19 protein-coding genes are annotated in these 19712 nt (G+C 61.1%); 5 read left to right on the top strand and 14 right to left on the bottom strand.

Annotation, left to right across the window (positions count from 1 at the left end; translation table 11 throughout):
• Nucleotides 1-88 precede the first annotated feature (88 nt).
• From C4K39_RS21550 to C4K39_RS21560, 3 genes are all read right to left on the bottom strand, one after another.
• The gene (locus C4K39_RS21550; protein WP_068575534.1) at nucleotides 89-1387 is read right to left on the bottom strand and encodes an NAD(P)/FAD-dependent oxidoreductase; all 1299 of its coding nucleotides are present in this window, start codon (nucleotides 1385-1387) and stop codon (nucleotides 89-91) included.
• A 60-nt stretch (nucleotides 1388-1447) separates the two neighbouring features.
• Nucleotides 1448-1621: a DUF3094 family protein gene (locus C4K39_RS21555; RefSeq protein ID WP_068575533.1), complete on the bottom strand. Its 174-nt coding sequence runs from the start codon at nucleotides 1619-1621 to the stop codon at nucleotides 1448-1450.
• Nucleotides 1622-1809: 188 nt separating this feature from the next.
• Entirely contained in the window at nucleotides 1810-2439 is a 630-nt protein-coding gene (locus C4K39_RS21560; protein WP_068575532.1) for a DUF1780 domain-containing protein, read from the bottom strand.
• Nucleotides 2440-2591: 152 nt separating this feature from the next.
• On the opposite strand from C4K39_RS21560, the gene C4K39_RS21565 reads away from it, so the two are divergent.
• The 3 genes from C4K39_RS21565 (at nucleotide 2592) to C4K39_RS21575 (ending at nucleotide 4024) form a co-directional block, all read left to right on the top strand.
• Complete coding sequence (locus C4K39_RS21565; RefSeq protein WP_068575531.1) at nucleotides 2592-3059, top strand: hypothetical protein; 468 nt, start codon at nucleotides 2592-2594, stop codon at nucleotides 3057-3059.
• Nucleotides 3056-3745, top strand: coding sequence for an energy-coupling factor ABC transporter permease (locus C4K39_RS21570; protein WP_124347363.1), 690 nt, complete (start codon nucleotides 3056-3058; stop codon nucleotides 3743-3745). Before C4K39_RS21565 ends, C4K39_RS21570 begins: the two co-directional genes overlap by 4 nt.
• Before the next feature lie 63 nt (nucleotides 3746-3808).
• On the top strand, nucleotides 3809-4024 hold the full coding sequence (locus C4K39_RS21575; protein ID WP_022641062.1) for a hypothetical protein: 216 nt from the start codon (nucleotides 3809-3811) through the stop codon (nucleotides 4022-4024).
• Nucleotides 4025-4041: 17 nt separating this feature from the next.
• Here the strand turns inward: C4K39_RS21575 and yacG are convergent, their stop codons facing one another.
• Genes yacG through C4K39_RS21595 form a run of 4 tightly spaced genes read right to left on the bottom strand, consistent with a single transcriptional unit; the run spans nucleotide 4042 to nucleotide 6954 of the window.
• Complete coding sequence (yacG, locus tag C4K39_RS21580; protein WP_068575529.1) at nucleotides 4042-4245, bottom strand: DNA gyrase inhibitor YacG; 204 nt, start codon at nucleotides 4243-4245, stop codon at nucleotides 4042-4044.
• On the bottom strand, nucleotides 4242-4865 hold the full coding sequence (gene coaE, locus C4K39_RS21585; protein ID WP_124347364.1) for a dephospho-CoA kinase: 624 nt from the start codon (nucleotides 4863-4865) through the stop codon (nucleotides 4242-4244). The genes yacG and coaE overlap by 4 nt, the downstream gene beginning before the upstream one ends.
• Nucleotides 4862-5734, bottom strand: coding sequence for a prepilin peptidase (locus C4K39_RS21590; RefSeq protein WP_124347365.1), 873 nt, complete (start codon nucleotides 5732-5734; stop codon nucleotides 4862-4864). The genes coaE and C4K39_RS21590 overlap by 4 nt, the downstream gene beginning before the upstream one ends.
• Before the next feature lie 2 nt (nucleotides 5735-5736).
• On the bottom strand, nucleotides 5737-6954 hold the full coding sequence (locus C4K39_RS21595; RefSeq protein ID WP_068575526.1) for a type II secretion system F family protein: 1218 nt from the start codon (nucleotides 6952-6954) through the stop codon (nucleotides 5737-5739).
• A gap of 274 nt (nucleotides 6955-7228) precedes the next feature.
• On the opposite strand from C4K39_RS21595, the gene C4K39_RS21600 reads away from it, so the two are divergent.
• On the top strand, nucleotides 7229-7645 hold the full coding sequence (locus C4K39_RS21600; protein WP_124347366.1) for a pilin: 417 nt from the start codon (nucleotides 7229-7231) through the stop codon (nucleotides 7643-7645).
• A gap of 216 nt (nucleotides 7646-7861) precedes the next feature.
• On the top strand, nucleotides 7862-8218 hold the full coding sequence (locus tag C4K39_RS21605) for a BON domain-containing protein (protein WP_124347367.1): 357 nt from the start codon (nucleotides 7862-7864) through the stop codon (nucleotides 8216-8218).
• A 200-nt stretch (nucleotides 8219-8418) separates the two neighbouring features.
• Here the strand turns inward: C4K39_RS21605 and C4K39_RS21610 are convergent, their stop codons facing one another.
• From C4K39_RS21610 to panB, 7 genes are all read right to left on the bottom strand, one after another.
• Entirely contained in the window at nucleotides 8419-11337 is a 2919-nt protein-coding gene (locus tag C4K39_RS21610) for a DUF748 domain-containing protein (RefSeq protein ID WP_124347368.1), read from the bottom strand.
• Between the two features lie 104 nt (nucleotides 11338-11441).
• Nucleotides 11442-12458 (bottom strand): class I SAM-dependent rRNA methyltransferase, encoded by a 1017-nt coding sequence (locus tag C4K39_RS21615; RefSeq protein WP_068575522.1) that lies wholly within the window; start codon nucleotides 12456-12458, stop codon nucleotides 11442-11444.
• A 338-nt stretch (nucleotides 12459-12796) separates the two neighbouring features.
• The gene (locus tag C4K39_RS21620; RefSeq protein ID WP_124347369.1) at nucleotides 12797-13663 is read right to left on the bottom strand and encodes an oxygenase MpaB family protein; all 867 of its coding nucleotides are present in this window, start codon (nucleotides 13661-13663) and stop codon (nucleotides 12797-12799) included.
• 53 nt (nucleotides 13664-13716) lie between these two features.
• Nucleotides 13717-15654 carry an acetate--CoA ligase gene (gene acs, locus C4K39_RS21625; protein WP_124347370.1) on the bottom strand — a complete coding sequence of 646 codons (1938 nt, stop codon included), beginning with the start codon at nucleotides 15652-15654 and terminating at the stop codon, nucleotides 13717-13719.
• Nucleotides 15655-15777: 123 nt separating this feature from the next.
• Nucleotides 15778-17442, bottom strand: coding sequence for a glucose-6-phosphate isomerase (gene pgi, locus C4K39_RS21630; protein WP_124347371.1), 1665 nt, complete (start codon nucleotides 17440-17442; stop codon nucleotides 15778-15780).
• A 389-nt stretch (nucleotides 17443-17831) separates the two neighbouring features.
• Entirely contained in the window at nucleotides 17832-18692 is an 861-nt protein-coding gene (gene panC, locus C4K39_RS21635; protein WP_068575518.1) for a pantoate--beta-alanine ligase, read from the bottom strand.
• On the bottom strand, nucleotides 18689-19489 hold the full coding sequence (gene panB, locus C4K39_RS21640; protein WP_124347372.1) for a 3-methyl-2-oxobutanoate hydroxymethyltransferase: 801 nt from the start codon (nucleotides 19487-19489) through the stop codon (nucleotides 18689-18691). The genes panC and panB overlap by 4 nt, the downstream gene beginning before the upstream one ends.
• Nucleotides 19490-19712: the final 223 nt, after the last annotated feature.

Consider the following 19712-nt stretch of genomic DNA (forward strand, 5'->3'; position numbering starts at 1 on the left):
ATGGGTGTCTGGCAACCGTAGGGCAGATGTTGTTGCATAACCAAACACCCTACTACCTGAGGTAGTGGGTGTTTGGCGGATCGCGGGTTTAGTGCAACTTCAAACGTGGGTCCGTACTACGCCCGATTCGACTGCCGAGCATCATCATCGCTGTACGAAATACTCCGTAGAGCGCCGCCTGGTGCATGCGATAGAGCGAGATGTAGAACATCCGCGCCAACCAGCCTTCAAGCATCACACTACCGGTGAGGTTGCCCATCAGGTTGCCTACTGCGGAGAATCGCGACAGGGAGATCAGTGAGCCGTAGTCGGTGTACTTGTAGGTTGGCAGTTCCTTGCCTTCGATATGCAGCTTCAATGACTTGGCCAGTAACGATGCCTGCTGGTGCGCGGCTTGCGCCCTTGGCGGTACGTTGCGGTCGCTACCTGGCTGTGGGCAGGCGGCGCAATCGCCGAAGGCAAAGATGTTCGTGTCGCGTGTGGTCTGCAAGGTCGGCAGTACTTGAAGCTGATTGATACGATTGGTTTCCAGGCCATCAATATCCTTGAGGAAGCCAGGCGCACGGATACCCGCAGCCCAAACCTTGAGGCTGGCGGGAATGACCTGGTTGTCCGCGGTGATCAGGTTTTCGGCCGTCACCTCACTGACTGAGGCGTTGGTCATGACGCGTACCCCGAGTTTTTCCAGGGTCTTGTGCACGGGGCCGCTGATGCGTTCTGGCAATGCTGGTAGTACCCGCGGCCCGGCTTCGATCACAGTGATGTGCATGTTTTCCGGGCGGATACGGTCCAGCCCATAGGCTGCCAGTTCGTGGGCTGCATTGTGCAGCTCCGCCGCCAGTTCGACGCCGGTAGCTCCAGCACCGACGATCGCCACGCTGATCTGCTCCAACTCCTGGGTCTGCCCAGCATGGGCTCGCAGATAGTGGTTGAGCAGTTGCTGGTGAAAACGCTCGGCCTGTTTACGGGTGTCGAGAAACAGGCAGTGCTGGGCAGCACCTTGGGTTCCAAAGTCGTTGGTGGTACTGCCAACGGCCAGGACCAGGGTGTCATAGTCGAGTTCGCGAGCAGGCAACAGCTCCGCACCTTCTTCGTCGTAGGTGGCGGCCAACTGGATCTTTTTTTGTTGACGATCAAGTCCGCTCATGCGCCCCAGCTGGAACTCGAAGTGGTTCCATTTTGCTTGGGCAACATAGTTGAGTTCGTCTACGGAGGAGTTCAGCGAACCGGCTGCCACTTCGTGAAGCAGTGGTTTCCAGATGTGGGTCAGATTGGCGTCCACCAGGGTCACACTGGCGGTACCGCGTTTGCCCAGGGTCTTACCCAGGCGGGTCGCCAACTCCAGGCCGCCGGCGCCGCCGCCAACGATGACAATACGATGAGTCATGGGGATATCTCGCAAGGCTAAAAGAAATCGGGACAGTCGACCGAGCGAGCGCGATGCAGCTCATAGCGTCAGGTAACTGATAAGACGGCTCAACAGACCGAGGGCCACGGTCACCACGACTACCACCACGAGGAGCATCCACGGCCGGAAGGGCCGGCGCTCGACTCGGTGCTGGGGTAGTTGCAGATAATCTTCGACATGGCGTTGGTCGTCGGGGTTCAGGCGGCTGCTCATAAAAGGCCTCGTCAGGTAGACGTCGCAACATGCGGGAACGTTACAGCTCAGTGTAATCCGACATAAACAGGAGCATTACCGCTGTTGCGTCGGGTTTTAAGGGAAAACCCGGCGCGGGCAGGCATGAGGGCTTTTTTACCATCGCCGTGAGGATTACGCCATGCCCACCGAAGGCGGATTGACGAGTCTCATAAACTGATACCAACGTCGAAAACGATGCTGCGTCCCAGGTTGCTGCGCAGGAACTCAGGAGCATCCGGATGAGCGAACAGAACTCGGGCAAAGGTCGGTCCCACCAGGGACAGGGAGCGCCAGCCCTGGCGCAGGTACTCGGTGGGTGGTGGAAAATGGCTGTTGAGATCCAGCACCTCACGCTTAAGGGCGGCAAAGGCAATGATATCCAGCTCTCCCAGGTTCATTCCGCGTTCCTGGTAGTTGTGGGCCTTCTTGCGCAGCGTTGGCGCCAGGCGTAGCAACAACTCGTTGGCAGGGATGCGCTTGGGCTTGGCCTCGCGCCTTACCAACTGGCTCAGGGAAAAAGCGCTGCGTCGGCGTTGCAGCTCGTCACGCCATTCATCATTGAGCCGGCGCCCCTCATCAAGGACGAAGAACACTTCGAAGCTGGCCTCGCGAAACAGCACATCCGGTGGTTCCTGTCCGGCAGCGCTGAACTCGTCATTGCGATAGGGAATGTTCAGGCCTTGCAACAGGCGCTGGCAGACCCAACGCTCACGCTCCCATTTGCGGGCATTGGACAGGAACGCATTGGCTTGCTCGGCCTGGATGGTAAGCAGGCGCAAGAAATCTGAGTCATCCATTACCCAAGCTTAGCGCCCAATTGTGACCTTAAGAACCAGGGCACAGGAAAAAGCTCAGCCTGACATTGCCAGCTGTTCGCAGGCTTTGGCTGGAGCCTGCCCAGGGGCGGTGTAGACTGTTTTGCGTCTAATCGATCAATAAGGAGTGTGCAGTGAAACGCTGGTCAATTCTGTTGCTGAGCCTGTTGCCGTTATGGGCCAACGCCCTGGAAGTGGGAGAGCGGTTGGCGCCCTGGACCCTGTTGGATCAGTTCGATGAGGCCTATAGCCTAGACTCCCAGGCTCGTGTGTTGCTGGTGGCGCGCAGCATGGAGGCGGCCAAGCTGGTGAATGCCGCACTCAAGGATAAACCCAAGGATTATCTGCAGGAGCGCCAAGGTGTTTTCGTCGCGGATATCCAGCGCATGCCGGCATTGATTGCCAAGATGTTCGCGGTTCCGGCCATGCGTGACTATCCCTACCGGGTGATGCTCGATCGCGACGGGCGAGTAGCCCCGCGCTATGTCGCAGCCGAAGACAAGGTGTTGTGGCTGCAATTGCAGGACGGACGCTTGGTGGCACGCCAGGAGTACGCCACTGCCGAGCAACTGGCTGCGGCGCTGGAACAAGCCAGGCCATGATCAGTTCGGCACTGTTGGCGCCGCAGACGCTGATGCTGGGTTGGCTGCTGTATGTGCCGCTGCTGGCCTGGGCGGTATGGCGTGCGCCCTGGGTCGAATTGTTTAGCGACAGTCGCCGCCAGCACTTGTTATTCGGCACTGTGTTCGCCTTGTTCCTGCTATGGCTGGTTCGGCGGGATTTCGATACCGGGGTGTCCTATCACTTCATTGGCATGACAGCGGTGACCCTGCTGCTGGACTGGCCGTTGGCGATAGTCGGTGGCTTGATCGCGCAACTGGGATTGCTGGTCTTGGGACGCCAGGACCTGGCAGCCCTGGGAGTCAATGGTGCGCTGTTGATCTTGCTGCCGGTGGCGGTGACTGAAACCTGCGCCTGGCTGGTGGAGAGGGCGCAGCCACGTAATCTTTTCGTCTATATCTTCTGTTCCGGTTTTTTTGCTGCGGCGCTTTCAGCGCTGCTATGCCTGCTTTGCGCATTGGGCATCCTCTGGTTCGACGAACGCTTCGCCATGCCCGAATGGCTTGAGGATTTCATTGGTTACCTGTGGTTGATCATCTTTCCGGAGGCATTCATCAACGGCATGGTGGTCAGCGCCCTGGTGGTGTTCTGCCCCGAATGGCTGGAGACGTTCAACCGTACTCGCTACCTCTCGGCACCCTGGAAGGACGAGGACCCGCGCCCTTGATCCATATCAATTCCGGGCTTCGGGCCGCGCTGCATGCTCGGCAAAAATTCCAGGAGTGCGGTCATGAGTGTCTATCAGTGGGCCCGGCAGGAAGTGCGCGACAGCCTGCAAAATGCCTTGCAGGAAGGGTTCGAGCCGGGTTTGAGCCTGCGGGCCCTGCTTAGCGCGGTGGTGCAGCAGAGCAAGAATGTGCGCAGTATCGAGGACCTGGCGGATGAGTTGCAGTTCCTCGCGGAAAACCTCGACGACGATCAGGACTACAGCTTCATGCGGCCCTGATCGATCTATCGGCGGACTCAGTGGGCCCGGGGCGGCAGTTCCTCGGAGAACAGCTCGTCCTCGGCGTCCGGGCTCACCGGGATCTTGTGTTCCTCGGCCGCCCACGCGCCCAGGTCGATCAATTTGCAACGGTCGGAGCAGAACGGCCGGTTGACGTTGGCCGCGGTCCATTCCACGGGGGCGCCACAGGTTGGGCATTCGACGGTCAGGGGTTGGCTCATGGCTGGCCTCCACGCAAAGTTAAGTAAAAGTGATGCAGGCGTTCGACCTCGCTGTTCAACCAGGCCCGGTCGCGGTCGTTGACCAGTACATCATCGGCATGCCGTAGCCGTTCTTCACGGCTGGCCTGGGCCTTCAGGATCGCCTGGACCTGCTGTTCGCTGACCTGGTCACGCAGCAGGGTACGTTCGACCTGTAATTGCTGTGGTGCATCGATCACCAGGATGCGCTGGGTCATCCGGGCCTGACCGGACTCCACCAGTAAAGGCGATACCAGGATCGCGTAGGGTGATTCGGCACGGGCCAGGTGGCTGGCGATCTCCTCGGCGATCAGCGGGTGCAGCAGGGCCTCTAGCCAGCGGCGCTGTTCCGGCTCTTCGAAGATCAGCTTGCGCAGGGCCGCGCGGTCCAACTGGCCGTCGGCTTGCAATACGCCGTCACCAAAGTGCTGGGCGATCTGGCCCAGGGCAGGGCGTCCAGGCTCCACCACCCAGCGGGCGGCGTGATCGGCGTCGATCACATGGATGCCCAGGTCGATGAAGTGCTGGGCGGCGGCGCTCTTGCCGCTACCGATACCGCCGGTAAGGCCAAGGGTCCAGGGGGTGTTCACGGAGCGAGTCATTGGAAACCGACAAACTGCAAATAGAAGTCGGTTATTTGACCACCCCAGAGCAAGGCAATCCAGCCGGCAATCGCCAGAAATGGGCCAAAGGGGATAGGCGTCGAGCCTTTGGCCTGGCGCAAGCGCAATATGAGGGTGCCCAGCAGCGCCCCGGTCAGGGAGGCCAGAAGCAGGGTCAGCGGCAGGATCTGCCAACCGCCCCAGGCACCCAGCAGCGCCAGCAGCTTGAAATCACCATGGCCCAGGCCATCCTTGCCGGTCAGCAGCTTGAACAGCCAGAACACCGACCACAGGAACAAGTAGCCGATCGCCGCGCCCCACAGGGCATTCTCAAGGTCTGTGAAGATACCGAAGCTGTTGACGATCAGTCCCAGCCACAGCAACGGCAGTACCAGAACATCCGGTAGCAACTGATGGTCGGCGTCGATCAGGCTCATGGCCAGCAAGCCCCAGCTCAGAAGCAGCATCAAGCCGGCTGGCCAGCCAAAACCGAAATGCCAGGCTACGAACGCCGAGAGCAGGCCGCAAGCCAGTTCGGTCAGGGGATAGCGCAGGCTGATGCTGGCTTGGCAATGGGCGCAGTGGCCACGCAGCCACAGATAGCTGATCAGCGGAACATTCTGCCAGGGACGGATAGGTGTTCCGCAGCTGGGGCAATGGGAATGGGGCAACAGCAGGTTATAGGGAGCGGTTTCAGGCTCTGCAGGTAGCCCCAGGATTTCATGGGCTTGGGCCCGCCAGTCACGCTCGAGCATCTGTGGCAGACGCCAGACCAGTACATTGAGAAAACTGCCGACGATCAGCCCCAGCAGTAGGCCGGTCATTACGAATACCAGGGGATAAAGGCTAAGGACTTCAGGCAAGGACATGTTCAGATCGCTGTACCGAGTTGAAAAATGGGCAAGTACATCGCCAGTACCAAGGCTGCGACGATACTGCCCAGGATCACCATGATCAAAGGCTCCATGAGGCTGGTCAGGCTGTCCACCAGGTTATCCACCTCGGTTTCATAATGCGCCGCTACCTTTTCCAATAAATGATCCAGGGTTCCGGATTCTTCACCGATGGCGGTCATCTGGATCGCCATGTCAGGGAAAACACCGCTGGCACGCATGGCGAAATTCAGTTGCATGCCACCTTCGACCTGGAGGCGGATACGCTCCATCGCGCGTCGATGAATGTGGTTGCCGCTGGCACCAGCGACGGACTCCAGGGCTTGAACCAGGGGGACTCCCGCAGCGAAGGTGGTGGCCAGGGTACGGGCCATGCGCGCCACGGCAGACTTGTGCAGCAAGGCGCCACCCAGGGGCAAGCGCAACAACCCTGCATCCAGATGATCGCGTAGACGTGCAGAACGACGATAGAGCAGGCGTCCACCTAGCCCGAGCCCCAGGCAGGCTGCCAGCGAGGTTCCACCGTGTTGCTGCAGGAAATATGAAAGACCGATGACCTTCTGGGTCAGCCAGGGCAGTTCGGCATTGAAGCCGGCGAACAGACTCTGGAATTGCGGAACCACTTTGAGCAGCAGGATGCTGCTGACTATGAGCGCGACGCCGATCACTGCCAGGGGGTAGACCATGGCCTTCTTCAGGCGGGCCTTGAGACGCTCGCTTTTTTCCTGGTAGGTGGCGATCCGCTCCAGCAGTGTATCCAGGGCCCCTGCCTGCTCGCCGGCCTCCACCAGGTTGCAGTACAACGGGTCGAAGTGTTGTGGGTGTTTGCGCAGCGCGTTGGCCAGGTTGGAGCCGGCCTCGATATCGTGCTTGAGTTGTCCCAGGAGCTGGCGGATCAACGGTTGGCCGAAGCTATCGGCAATGATTTCCAGGGACTGCAGCAGCGGTACGCCAGCCTGGAACAGCGTTGCCAATTGGCGGGTGAGCAAAGCGATGTCCCGTGATTTTACCCGCGCTCCCAAACGCAGCCCGTACCGAGGTTTGCGGCGGACCCTGGTTGGGATGATGCCCTGCTTGCGTAGGCGAGCCCCAACCAGGGCCGGGTTCGCGGCACTCAGTTCGCCGCTCATGACATGACCCCGGCTATCGGTACCTTGCCAGAGGTACACGCTGGTCCTGGAAGCTTTTACCGCCATGGTTCGATCCCTGATAAGACGGTGGATTTCGTTGCGAACTACCGCACAGGCAGATGCCTTCCTGCCCTTTCAAGCCTAGCTCCCGGAGCCCTGACGGATAACGACAGAGGCTGACGAAATTTGTCAGTTAGTGCGACTTCTTGCAGCGAAGGCCTTGGACCTCTGCCCTGTAGAGCCTGGATTGCGGGGTGAGGCATCTGGCACAGGGCGTGCTTTGGGTCTGATGGCCCTTGCGGCTTTTCTTGCAATTTCTATTCATGCCAGGAGGCAATCCATGAAACGACAGTCCGGCTTTACCCTGATCGAATTGCTAGTGGTGGTCGCCATTATCGGCATCCTTGCGATGGTGGCGATGCCGCTTTACGCCAAGTACCAGGCCAGGGCCAAGGTAGTCGCTGCGCTGGCGGAGGCCTCGGCGCTGAAAGCGGGCGTCGAGGACCTGCTTGCGCAGGGCACCGATCCGACCTTGGCGCTGGCCGGTGGTATTGCACAGACATCCAATTGCCGGATGAGCGCTGCGGGCACGGCAGCCACTGGAGAAGGGAGCATCGGCTGCACGATCCTCAATGCCCCGGGGCCAGTGCTGGACAAGAGCTTGACCCTGAGGCGTTCGGCGGCAACCGGTTGGAGCTGCGTCACCACGGTGGAGGCGGACTATGCTCCCAAAGGCTGTAGTGCGGATGAGGCCTGAATGGCTGGCTGCTGGCCGCCAGGAACTCGCAACTTGCATGCAGAGATGCGCGTCATCATGCATTTTGCATGAGTCCGAATTTTTGTGTTTTTTATAAGATATTGATTTATATGGATATTTTGTTTGGTTGGGAGTTGGCACAGCGCCTGCAATATCCCTGATAACCCTGTTGCCAGGACACGGCGCAGGCTTCCCAGAAGAACAGGAGTTACTCGTATGAAGAAGTTCGCTATCGCTGCTGCAACCGCTACCGCTCTGACCCTGACTATGGCCAACGTAGCTTTTGCACAGCCCACCCAAAGCACCCAGTCGCCCATGGTCGTGGCTGCCGGTGAAGTGACCAAGGCCAAAGAGGCCACCTCCGACACCTGGATCACCACCAAGGTGAAAAGCGATCTGGTCACCGAGAAAGGCATTCCTGGCACTGATATCAAGGTCGAAACCAACAAGGGCGTCGTGTCCCTGTCGTCCACCGTGGCCATCACCGAGTCGCAAAAGGCCACAGCGGTGGCGATCACCAAGAAGATCAAAGGCGTGAAGGCGGTCTCCGCCGATGGCTTGAAGGCTGAATAAGCCGACAGGTTCTCGCCTGGACAGGGAGAGGTAGCGGCAGGCTGGTGCCTGCCACTACTTTCAAGGGTTCATGCGAAGATCACAGGGATGTGATCATTACAGGCCCCGGCACTTGGTGTCGGGGCCTGTTCTATTGAGTGGCGGATATCAACGCCTGATGAGCAAGGGTGCCGGTCAGAGGGGACAGCTCCGCCCCAGGATCATTCGCTGTCCAGATGCATAGGGGTAATCACATTGCCGTTGCTTTCTGCCTGGCCCAGGTTGGCGTCGATGAAGTAGACCCGGTCGTCAGCCAACTGGCCCTTTTCCACCAGGAAGTCCTTGATGCTGCTGGCTCGTTCCTGGCCCAGCTGACGCAACAGCACCTCGCTGGCGCCCCAGTACTTGATCAAGCCTTCACGCAGCTTGGCGCTACGCTCGTCACGACTGAGCTGATTCCATTCCGCAGGTGGCTGTTGTTTCAGGCGGGTGCGATAGATGCCCTCGAGCAATGGGGCTTTCTCGCCTTCGGGCACCTGCAGCAGCGAGGCTTGGGCAGGGACCTTGTCACCGCGACGCTGGAGGATCTTGTAGTAGTTGTACTGGTATTCGCGCTCCAGGCGTTGTTCGGCAATCAACGGGCCGTCGCTGCTCTGGGCGCTGGTACCTTCGATCTCCAGGCGCAGGGTCGGGCGCTCCTGGAGCGCCTTGGCCAGATTGGTCAGTGACGATTCGGATTCCTTGCTCAGTTCGCTGGAGCCTGGGGTGAAACTCACGCTACCCAGGTCTTCCGACCCTCCACCACTGATCAGGCCTCCAATGAACTTGAACGGTGCCTGGGCCGCGCGCAGCACCAGGTTGCGCAAGGTTTGCCAGACAATCGGCATGACGCTGAACTGCGGGTTGTTCAGGTCGCCCGAGATCGGCAGCTCGATGGAGATCTTGCCGTCGGTGTCCTTGAGCAGGGCCACCGCCAGGCGAATTGGCAGGTCCACGGCGTCCGGACTGTCGACCTTTTCCCCCAACTGCAGTTGTTCGACCACCAGTTTGTTCTCGGCCTTGAGCTGGCCCTTGGTGATCATGTAGTGCAGGTCGAGGTTGAGCCGTCCCTTGCGAATGCGAAAGCCTGCGAACTTGCCGGAATAGGGCGTCAGGGTCGTCAGTTCCACCCGCTTGAAGCTGGTGGCGATATCCAGGGCCGACATCGGATCGAAAGGGTTGACGCTGCCCTTGATGGTCACTGGCGCATAGCGATCGACCTTGCCCTTGACGTCCACATCCGCAGGCTTGGCCTGGCGACTGTCGATGGTGCCGATCCGGCCGTTGAGCTGCTGGACGGCTGTGGCGAAGTTGGGCGTCAGGGTCAGGTCGGCGAAGTTGGCCGAGCCGTCGTTGATGGCGATTTCACCGATGTGGATGCCCAGGGGCTTGCTCGAGCTGGCCGCTGGTTTGGCCGAGGATTTGCTGGCGCTGCCCGCCGGTTGAGGGATCAGCAGGTCGTCGACGTTGGTGGTGCGGTCATCGTTGATGATGAAGCGCGCATAGGGCTGCATCAGGTTGATGCGGCTGATGCTCAGGCTGTCGCCATGCTGGTAGTTCAGGCCTTCCACCACCACCTGCTTCCACTTCACGAAGTCGCGGGTCTTCAGAGTGTCCAGAGTGTGCAGTTGATCCACGTTGGCCCGGCCGGTGATGCTGAAGGCCAGCGGTTCGACCTTCTTCAGGTCGACCGCCAGATCGCTGCCGAGCATGCCGCTACGCAGCTCCAGGCGAATGAATGGGCTGATGTAGGACTGGGCGACGCGCAGGTCGATGTCCTTGGTCTGTACCTTGAGTTTGGCGCTGATGGGGTTGAGGTTGAACTCGCCGCTGGCATCGATCCGACCCTGTTTGCCCAGGCCGGTATCGAGCTTGAGGGTGAAGGGCGACTGGTTGAGGCTGTCGAAGTTCTTCAGGTCCAGGTTCAGCGGTCCCACTTCCAGGGCGACCGCCGGCTTGACCTGGCGGTCGGCCAGGTGCACCTGGTAGTTGCGCAACTGCACGTCCTTGAGCAGGACCTGCCAGGGCTTGCTCGGCGCCGTTGGCTCCTTGGGCGCTTCGGCGGTGGCGGGCTCATGCTTGGGGGCCGGTTTGGCGGGCTGGCTGGCGAACAGCTTTTGCCAATCCAGTTGGCCGTCGGCTTCGCGGGCGGCCCAGGTTTCAAGTTTCTGGCTGCTGATCTTGCCGACGACGACTTGCTGCTTGGCCAGGTCCACCGTGGTCTCGCTGACGTCCAGGCGTTCCAGTCGCGCCAGGGGACGGCCATCTGGCGCCTTGATGGCAAAGGGCGCGATGCTGACCGATGCCTTGTCCAGCAAGAGCTCGGTGCCTTTGTCCAGGCTGAATTTGTAATGGGTGTCGAGGCTCACCTGGCCTTCTTCCAGCACCAGCGGTACGGCATCGCGAACGTAAGGCCACCAGGCTTTCATCTTGCCGTCGGTGACTTTCAAGGTGCCTTCGGACGCCAATGGGGTCACGCTGAAGTTACCGCTCCAGTCGATCTGCCCGCCATCAGGACCGGTCGCCACCAGGGTCATGTCGGCGCTGTCGTCAGGCAGGGTGCTGAGGTTCTTCAGCTCGAAGTCGAGCTTGTTGTAGAGGAACTCGATGGGCTCGCTGGGGCGCAAATCCTGAAAATGCACGTAGCCACCGGCCAGCTTGATGCGCTCGATACGGACGGGAAAGGGCTTGGCCTCAGGATCGCTGGGCGTGGGTTCGCTGGCCGGGAGCTTGAACAGGCCCAGGAGGTTGAGCTTGCCCTCCTTGTCGAAAAGGATCTCGGTCTTGGGCTGGTCCAGCTCCACATCCGCCAGGTGCAGGGCGCGAGTCCACAGGCTGTCCAGTTGCAGGTTGGCGTAGAGGCGCTCGAAGGCCACTTGCTCTTTGCCCGGCTCGCCAATGCCCAGGCCCCAGACCGTCAGTTCAAGGCTGAAAGGGTTGAGTTCGATGCGTTGGATATGCGCAGGGGTCGTGGCGTAGTTGGCCAATTGTTGGTTGGCCACGCGCAGGGCGATACCCGGCAAAATGAAAAAGCCCAGCAGACTGTAAAGGGCGAGAGCGGTCAACAAGGCGCAGGTAGCGCGAATCAATCCTTTGGTCATGCGAGGCTTCATCTTTTGAATCAAATGTGCCTTGGAGTATGGCACGCGTTTACGGTTCCGAAACCAGTCCATTTTTCAGGATTGTTCAGATTTATGACATCGCTTCAGAGTTGCAGGACCAGGGTTTTCAACGGTGGATGGCCATCCAGGGAGGGGAAGTCCGAGGCGGGTGGCAGGACCTGGCAATCCCGCACCGGGCGCCCGGCTTTCTCGGCGCAGCGCAGAACTTGTTCGCGCCAGTCCTGCATCGAGACCTTGGCCAGGTTGTTACAGCAGATCAGTACGCCATCCTCGGCGGTGGCCAATAGCGCGGGTTTGAGCAGGCTTTGGTAATCGCGCAGCAGGTCGACGGTGCCAAAGGCGCTCTTGGCCCAGGCTGGGGGGTCCAGCAGCACCAGGTCGTACTGGCGTTGTTCCAGGCGTGGGTAGCTGGGCAGTTTCTGCCCACGTCGCTGGCTGATGGGCAGGCCTGCCAACTGGCGGATCGCCGGAAAATAATCTGACTGCACGAACTCCATCGATGGCAACTGTGGATTGAGCTGGGCGTTCTCCCGACCGACCGCCAGATTGCCTTCGGCGAAGTCCAGGTTGCAGACCTCGCGAGCGCCACCTGCGGCAGCGCAGAGCCCGACACCACAGGTATAGGCAAAGAGGTTGAGCACGCTCTTGCCGGCACTGTGGCGCTTGACCCAGCCCCGGGCATTGCGCAGGTCGAGGAACAGCAAGGGGTCCTGTCCGGTATGACGCCCGCGAACCCGATAGTTCAGGCCCCACTCATGGCCGACGAGATCTTCCAGCGCGGCGTCTTCGGCGCGGTACACCGAGTCTTCACGGGCGATACGCGAATTGCTCCGGGAGCGGTCGTTGTAGACCAGCAGGCTAGACAGTTCCAGGCGCTGGTCGACGATCTCATGCAGTTGCAGCAGGGCATCGCGTTCCAGTGGCTGGTGAAAGCTCTGGACCAGCAGTTGCGGGCCATATCGGTCGATGGTCAGGCCGCCGGCGCCTTCCTGGCTGCCATGGAACAGGCGATAGCAATCGGTGCCTTGCTGGTGCAGCTCGGCGAGCAGGTCTTGGCGATGATCGAGGGCGGCGCGCAGCGCCTGGTTCAAGGAAGACATGCGGGCGCCTTGCGAATGATTGGGCGGGGCAGTTTACCAGCTTCGTTTAGTGCTTGTAGGCGGTGCGCGCGGTGGTGGGCTTCTGTTGTCTGTAGGAGCGAGGCTTGCCCACGATAAATCTTCAACGAACACGCGCTGTGCCTGATGCACGGCGGTGTCATGACGTTTGTCTCGCGGGCAAGCCTCGCTCCTACGGATGTACGGGGTTAGCGCTCGATGGCCAGGCCTTTCCTGGCATCGCGCTAGAGCATTTCATGCAGCGGGGTCACCAATATCGGCAGCCCGAGGCGCCGATCGGGTGGGCGATGGCGCCGTCATTGACCTTGGCCGGTCGGTTTCTACAGGCCCATGCGCCGTCTAGCCCGGTGCGCGGAGCTGTCGCGTACTGCCCAGCGCAGCATCGGTGCGCTGCGTTTGATACTGGCGCGGATCAGCTGGCGCTGCAGGGGGAGCTGGTTGACGCCGAGCAGGGCACTGGCCCAGTCGGGCAACAGGTCGATTCCGGCCTGCATCATCAATGAGCCAAGGGGCTTGGCCAGCCGGCTGGGGGCTGGAGCGGCCAGCAGCAAGCGCAATACTTCGCGACTGCGCTCGTCGCACAATAGTTGCGCACGCATGGCTTGCAAGTAGTCGGCCACAGCCCTGCGCGAGCGAGGCACATTCCGGGCGCCAAGGCGCTCGGCAATCAGGGCGACTTCATCGTAGTAGCGATCCTGGTCCGTTCCTGGCAGATGCGGGTTGAGATAGCGCAGGTGGGCGGCGAGAAAGCTGCTGACTTCGGCAACGTGCACCCAGGTCAGCAGGTCCGGATCGCTGGCGGCATAAGCTCGCCCATCGGGTGCGGTGCCGGTGATGTGCAAGTGGATACCGCGGACTTTATCGATCAACCATTCGGCGTCCTGGCGTGAGCCGAAGGTGGTTCCGGAAATGAACTGCCCGGTGCGCCGCAGGCGACCGATCAGGTCCTGGCGGAAGTTCGAATGGTCCCAGACCCCGGCCAGGGCCAGGGGATGCAACGCCTGCATCAGCAAGGCGCTGATACCGCCAATCAGCATGCTGCTGAAGTCGGCGTGTACTTGCCAGCAGACCGCGCCCGGGCCGAACAGGCCAGGGTCGCCCTTGGGGTTTTCCAGGTCGAGCTGGCCCAGGGACAGGCCGGAGAGGCTCATGACCTGGCTTTCGATACGGCTGCGAATGAATTCCATGGCGACTCGCTGCGGATAATGAAAAAGGCGGCGCGGCCGGGGCCGCTCCGGTTTCAGCTGTTCAGGCGTTTGTCGATCAGCCCATTCACCACGCCGGGGTCTGCCAGGGTTGAGGTATCGCCCAGGCTGTCCAGTTCGTTGCAGGCGATCTTGCGCAAGATACGTCGCATGATCTTGCCCGAGCGGGTCTTGGGCAATGCCGGTGCCCACTGGATCAGATCGGGCTTGGCAAAACTGCCGATTTCTCGACTGACCAGGGCGAGCAATTCCTGCTTCAACTGCTCGCCAGGCTCGACGCCTTGCATCGGGGTGACAAAGGCATAGATCCCCTGGCCCTTGAGGTCGTGGGGGTAACCTACCACCGCGGCTTCGGCAATGTCGTCGTGGAGTACCAGGGCGCTTTCCACTTCCGCGGTACCGATACGGTGTCCGGAGACGTTGATTACGTCATCGATGCGCCCGGTGATCCAGTAGCTGCCGTCTTCGTCGCGACGGGCGCCATCGCCGGTGAAGTAGTAGCCCGGATAGGGCGCGAAGTAAGTCTCGATCATGCGTTGCGGGTCGCCATAGACGGTACGGATCTGCCCCGGCCAACTGCCCTTGAGCACCATAATGCCGCTGCCGGCGCCCTGGATCTCCTGGCCTTGGTCGTCCAGTAACACCGGCTGCACGCCGAACATCGGTGCCATGGCACAGCCAGGCTTTATCAGCCGGGTGCTGGCCAGCGGGCTGAGCATGATGCCGCCGGTCTCGGTCTGCCACCAGGTATCGACGATCGGGCAGCGTTGTTCGCCCACGGCGTTGAAATACCATTCCCAGGCTTCAGGATTGATCGGTTCACCGACGCTGCCGAGCAGGCGCAGGCTGGCGCGCGAGCTGTTGCGCAACGGGCCGCTGCCTTCGCGCATCAACGCGCGCAAGGCGGTGGGCGCGGTGTAGAAGATGTTCACCCGATGCTTGTCCACCACCTCCCAGAAGCGCGAAGTGCTGGGGTGGTTGGGTACCCCTTCGAAAATCAGCGTGGTGGCGCCGTTGGCCAATGGGCCGTAGAGAATGTAGCTGTGGCCGGTGACCCAGCCGACATCGGCGGTGCACCAGAAGACCTCGCCGTCGCGGTAGTCCATGACGTACTTGAAGGTCATGGCCACCTGCAGCAGGTAGCCGCCGGTGGTGTGCAGCACCCCCTTGGGTTTGCCGGTGCTGCCGGAGGTGTAGAGGATGAACAGCGGGTCCTCGGCGTCCATCGGCTCGGGCGCACACTGGTCGCTGCTGGCGGCCATGGCCTGCTCATAATGGATGTCGCGGCCGTCGACCCAACTCACTGCAGCGCCGGTGCGCTGCACCATGATCACGCTGCTGACGTCCGGGCAGCTGAGCAGGGCCTTGTCGACATTGCTTTTAAGCGGCACCAGCTTGCCGCCGCGCAGGCCTTCGTCAGCGGTGATCAGGGTGTGGCAATCGGCGTTGAGGATCCGGTCGCGCAGGGCTTCCGGGGAGAATCCGCCGAACACCACCGAATGCACGGCACCGATGCGGGTGCAGGCGAGCATGGCGTAGGCGGCCTCGGGGATCATCGGCATGTAGATGCACACCCGGTCGCCTTTCTTCACGCCGCGGCTCTTGAGCAGGTTGGCCAGGCGGCAGACCTGTTGGTGCAAGGTGCGGTAGGTGATGCGCAGGGATTCGGCAGGGTCGTCGCCTTCCCAGATGATCGCGGCCTGGTCGCCGCGTGTCTCCAGGTGGCGATCGATGCAGTTGTAGCTGACATTGAGCTGGCCGCCGCGGAACCAGCTGGCCTGGCCAGTGTGGCTGTCATAGCGATGCACCTCGGCCCAGGGCTGGCTCCAGTGCAGGAAACGTTTGGCTTGCCCGGCCCAGAACAGTTCTGGCTGCTCAATGGACTGGCGATAGAGGTGGAGGTAGTCGTCCTGGCTCAGTTGGGCTGCCTGGCGGACGGCATCGGCTTTCGGAAAAATGCTGATATCGAACATGACGGCTCCTTGTGCTTGTTTGGCGACAAGGTCCAAGGGTGCGCGCATGTGGGGGCAAGGTTCAAGGGCCAGGGCCAGGGCCCGAATGGGAGCCGGCAAGCCGGCCCCCATGGATGCAGGCGATCAGCCGCGGTGGCGACCACGGAAGTAGTTGATCAGGCCTTGGGTCGAGGCATCCTCGGCCAGGGTTTCGTCACTGCCCACCAGGCGGCTGTAGACGCCCTTGCCCAGTTCCTTGCCCAGCTCCACGCCCCATTGGTCGAAGGCGTTGATGCCCCAGATCACGCTCTGCACGAATACCTTGTGTTCGTACAACGCTACCAGTGCGCCAAGGCGCCGTGGGCTGATGCGCTCCACTACCAGGGTGTTGCTCGGGCGATTGCCTGGGATCACTTTGTGCGGTGCCAGCCGTTGCACTTCGGCCTCGCTCAGGCCCTTGTCCCGCAGCTCGCTCTCGGCTTCGGCGCGGGTCTTGCCCAGCATCAGGGCCTGGCTCTGGGACAGGCAGTTGGCGTACAGCCATTGATGATGGTCGGCCACCGGGTTGAAGCTGACGATCGGCACGATGAAGTCGGCAGGGATCAACTGGGTACCCTGGTGCAGCAGCTGGTGGTAGGCATGTTGCCCGTTGCAGCCGACGCCACCCCAGATTACCGGGCCGGTATCGGTATTCACCGGGCTTCCGTCCTGGCGCACGCTCTTGCCGTTGGACTCCATGTCCAGTTGTTGAAGGTGCTTGGTGATGTTGCGCAGGTAGTGGTCGTACGGCAGGATCGCGTGGCTTTGCGCACCCCAGAAGTTGCCGTACCACACACCCAGCAGGGCCAGCAGCACCGGCATGTTCTGTTCGAACGGGGCGTTCTGGAAGTGCTGGTCCATGGTGTAGGCACCGGACAGCAGTTCCTTGAAGTTGGACATGCCGATGGCCAGGGCGATCGGCAGGCCGATGGCCGACCACAGCGAATAGCGCCCACCAACCCAGTCCCACATCGGGAAGATGTTCTCTTCACGGATACCGAAGGCTACCGCGGCCGCATTGTTGCTCGACACTGCGATGAAGTGGCGGTGCAACTCCGCCTCGGAGCCCCCCTGGGCCAGGTACCAGGCCCGTGCAGCCTGGGCGTTCTTCAGGGTTTCGAGGGTGTTGAACGATTTGGAGGAAACGATGAACAGCGTGGTTTCAGCACGAATCTTCGCTGAAAGCTCGTGGAACTCACTGCCATCGATATTGGCCAGGTAGTGGCAGCGCACGCCCTTGTGGGTATACGACAGCAGGGCTTCGGAGACCAGTTCCGGGCCGAGGAAGGAGCCGCCGATGCCGATGTTCACCACATCGGTGATGGGCTTCTCGGTATAGCCGCGCCACAGGCCGTCGTGGATACGGCCCACCAGTTCGGTGATCTGGTTCAGCACCTTGTGTACTTCCGGCATCACGTTGACGCCGTTCACCGACAGCTTGTCGCCAACTGGGCGGCGCAGGGCGGTGTGCAGGGCCGGGCGGCTTTCGGAAGCATTGACCAGCTCGCCAGTCATCATGGACTTGATCGCATCGGCCAGGCCGACTTCTTGCGCCAGGCTAACCAGCAGGTCGCGGGTCTGGCTGTTGATCAGGTTCTTGGAGTAGTCGAGAAACAGGCCGCAGCTGCTCAGAGTGAATTGGCTGAAGCGCTGCGGGTCGGCATTGAACGCCTCGCGCATGCTGAAGTCCTGCATGGCTTGGCGGTGGTCTTTCAGCGCCTGCCAGGCGGGCAGAGCGGTAACGTCGTGAGGAGTGCGGTAGTACGCCATCGCTGCGGTTTTCCTTTTGCTTGAACTGCCTTTTGGACACCGAAAAGCCCCAGAAGTCCGATATGGCCCAAGGACTTTCATTTGCTCCCTCCGGTGCTGATTCGATTAATCATCCGGGAGGGCAACAGTAACTCCGGCGTGCTGTTCTGTCTTGGTTTTGTCCGACTTGCGGTCGGCACAATTTTCTTACAGGCCGGGTCGAGCAGGCAGCATGCAGGCTTTGAGTGTTAAGAAACGGGATTGGGGCTGGTCGATCTGGATCAGGACTATACGGTTGGCATGACCTGGATACTGGCTGGGCCAGATTCTCGATCGGGGCCTGTAGAATTGTCTACAGGCCCCGGCCGGCGGCAGTTTGCCCGAAGCTTGGGGTTCGGGCAATCGGCCGCTCAGGCTGGCGCGTCGAGGTTCAGGTGCAGGTTGTCGATCAGTCGGGTCGAGCCCAGGTAGGCCGCGACCAGGATCACCAGGTCACGGTCTTCGAATGTGGCGGGGCGCAGGTTCTGGGCCTGGCGGATCTCCAGGTAGTCCTGGCGCAGTCCTGCCGCCTCCAGTTGGCGTTGCTGTTCGGCCAGCAGCTTGGGGTAGTCGCGCTCACCCTCCCTGATCGCCTGGGCAATCTGGCTCAGGCTGCGATACAGCACCGGAGCGATAGCCCGATGTTCTTCGCTCAGGTAGCCGTTGCGCGAGGACAGTGCCAGGCCGTCGGCGGCACGTACCGTCGGCTCACCGATGATCTGGATCGGCATGTTCAGGTCATGCACCAGGGCGCGAATGACCGCCAGCTGCTGGTAGTCCTTCTGGCCGAACACGGCAAGGTCGGGCTGCACCATGTTGAACAGCTTGCTGACCACTGTGGCCACGCCTTCGAAATGTCCTGGGCGACTGGCACCGCACAGGCCGTCCGAGAGCTGGGGAACGCTGACCCGGGTCTGCCCGGCCATGCCGTCGGGGTACATTTCCTCGACGCTTGGGGCGAACAGCAGGTGGCAGCCGGCCTGGAGCAGTTTCTCCTGGTCGGCAGCCAGGGTGCGCGGGTACTTGTCCAGGTCTTCGCCGGCGCCGAACTGCAACGGGTTGACGAAGATACTGGCGACCACGAAATCGACACGCTGGGCGGCCTTGGCCACCAGGGCGGCATGGCCGCTATGCAGGTTGCCCATGGTCGGCACGAAGCCGATGCGCTTGCCTTCGCTACGCGCGCGCGCGACGGCTGCGCGTAGTTCACGGACTGTCTTGACAGTGTTCATGCGGAGAATCCGTGCTCAGCGCCAGGGAAGGTAACGGCTTTGACTTCTTGCACATAGGCGCTCAGCGCAGCCTGGATACTGTCCTTGCCTGCCATGAAGTTCTTGACGAATTTGGGCGAGCGGCCGGTGAGGGACAGGCCCAACATATCGTGGAGTACCAGCACCTGGCCGTCGGTGGCGCTACCGGCACCGATACCAATGACCGGGATCTTCACGGCCTGGGTGATTTCCGCTGCCAGCTCGCTGGGTACGCACTCCAGCAGCAGCATCGCCGCGCCGGCTTGTTCCAGGGCGATGGCATCGGCGCGCATTTGTCGGGCCTGGCTCTCATTGCGCCCCTGTACTTTATAACCACCTAGTACGTTCACCGTTTGTGGGGTCAACCCCATGTGAACGCAAACCGGAACACCGCGTTCGTTCAGCAGGCGGACCGAGTCGGCCAGCCAGGCTGCACCTTCGATCTTGACCATGTGCGCACCGGCCTGCATCAGCTGGGCCGAGCTGTGCAGTGCCTGCTCGGTGGTGGCGTAGGACATGAAAGGCAGGTCGGCGAGGATCAGTGCCCCGCTGTTGCCGCGCTTCACCGCTGCGACGTGATAGGCCATGTCGGCATTGGTGACCGGTAGCGTGCTGTCGTGCCCCTGCAGGACCATACCCAGGGAGTCGCCGACCAGCAGGACTTCGACGCCGGCTTCGCAGCAGGTATGGGCGAAGGTCGCGTCGTAGCAGGTCAACATGGTGATCTTTTCACCTTTCTGCTTGAGGCTTTGCAGGGTGGTCAACGTGATATCTGGCATGAAAAGGGGTCCTCATTCAGGCGCTTTGGAAACTACTGCGAGTAACGCGCGTGATTCTTCGTTGTTCAGGCGCACGGTCTTTTGTCGTGCTTATACAGCCTGGTTCCAAGCGATGTGAAAGCGGTCCCGGGATTCACCTGTGGAGCATGAGCACAGCATGCTGTGCGTGGAAGAGGGCGGCTGGCAGCGGTTGATCCGCCGTTGCATAACTGCCTCTGCCTGG

The organism is Pseudomonas sessilinigenes (genome assembly GCF_003850565.1).
GTDB classification, from domain to species: Bacteria; Pseudomonadota; Gammaproteobacteria; order Pseudomonadales; family Pseudomonadaceae; genus Aquipseudomonas; species Aquipseudomonas sessilinigenes.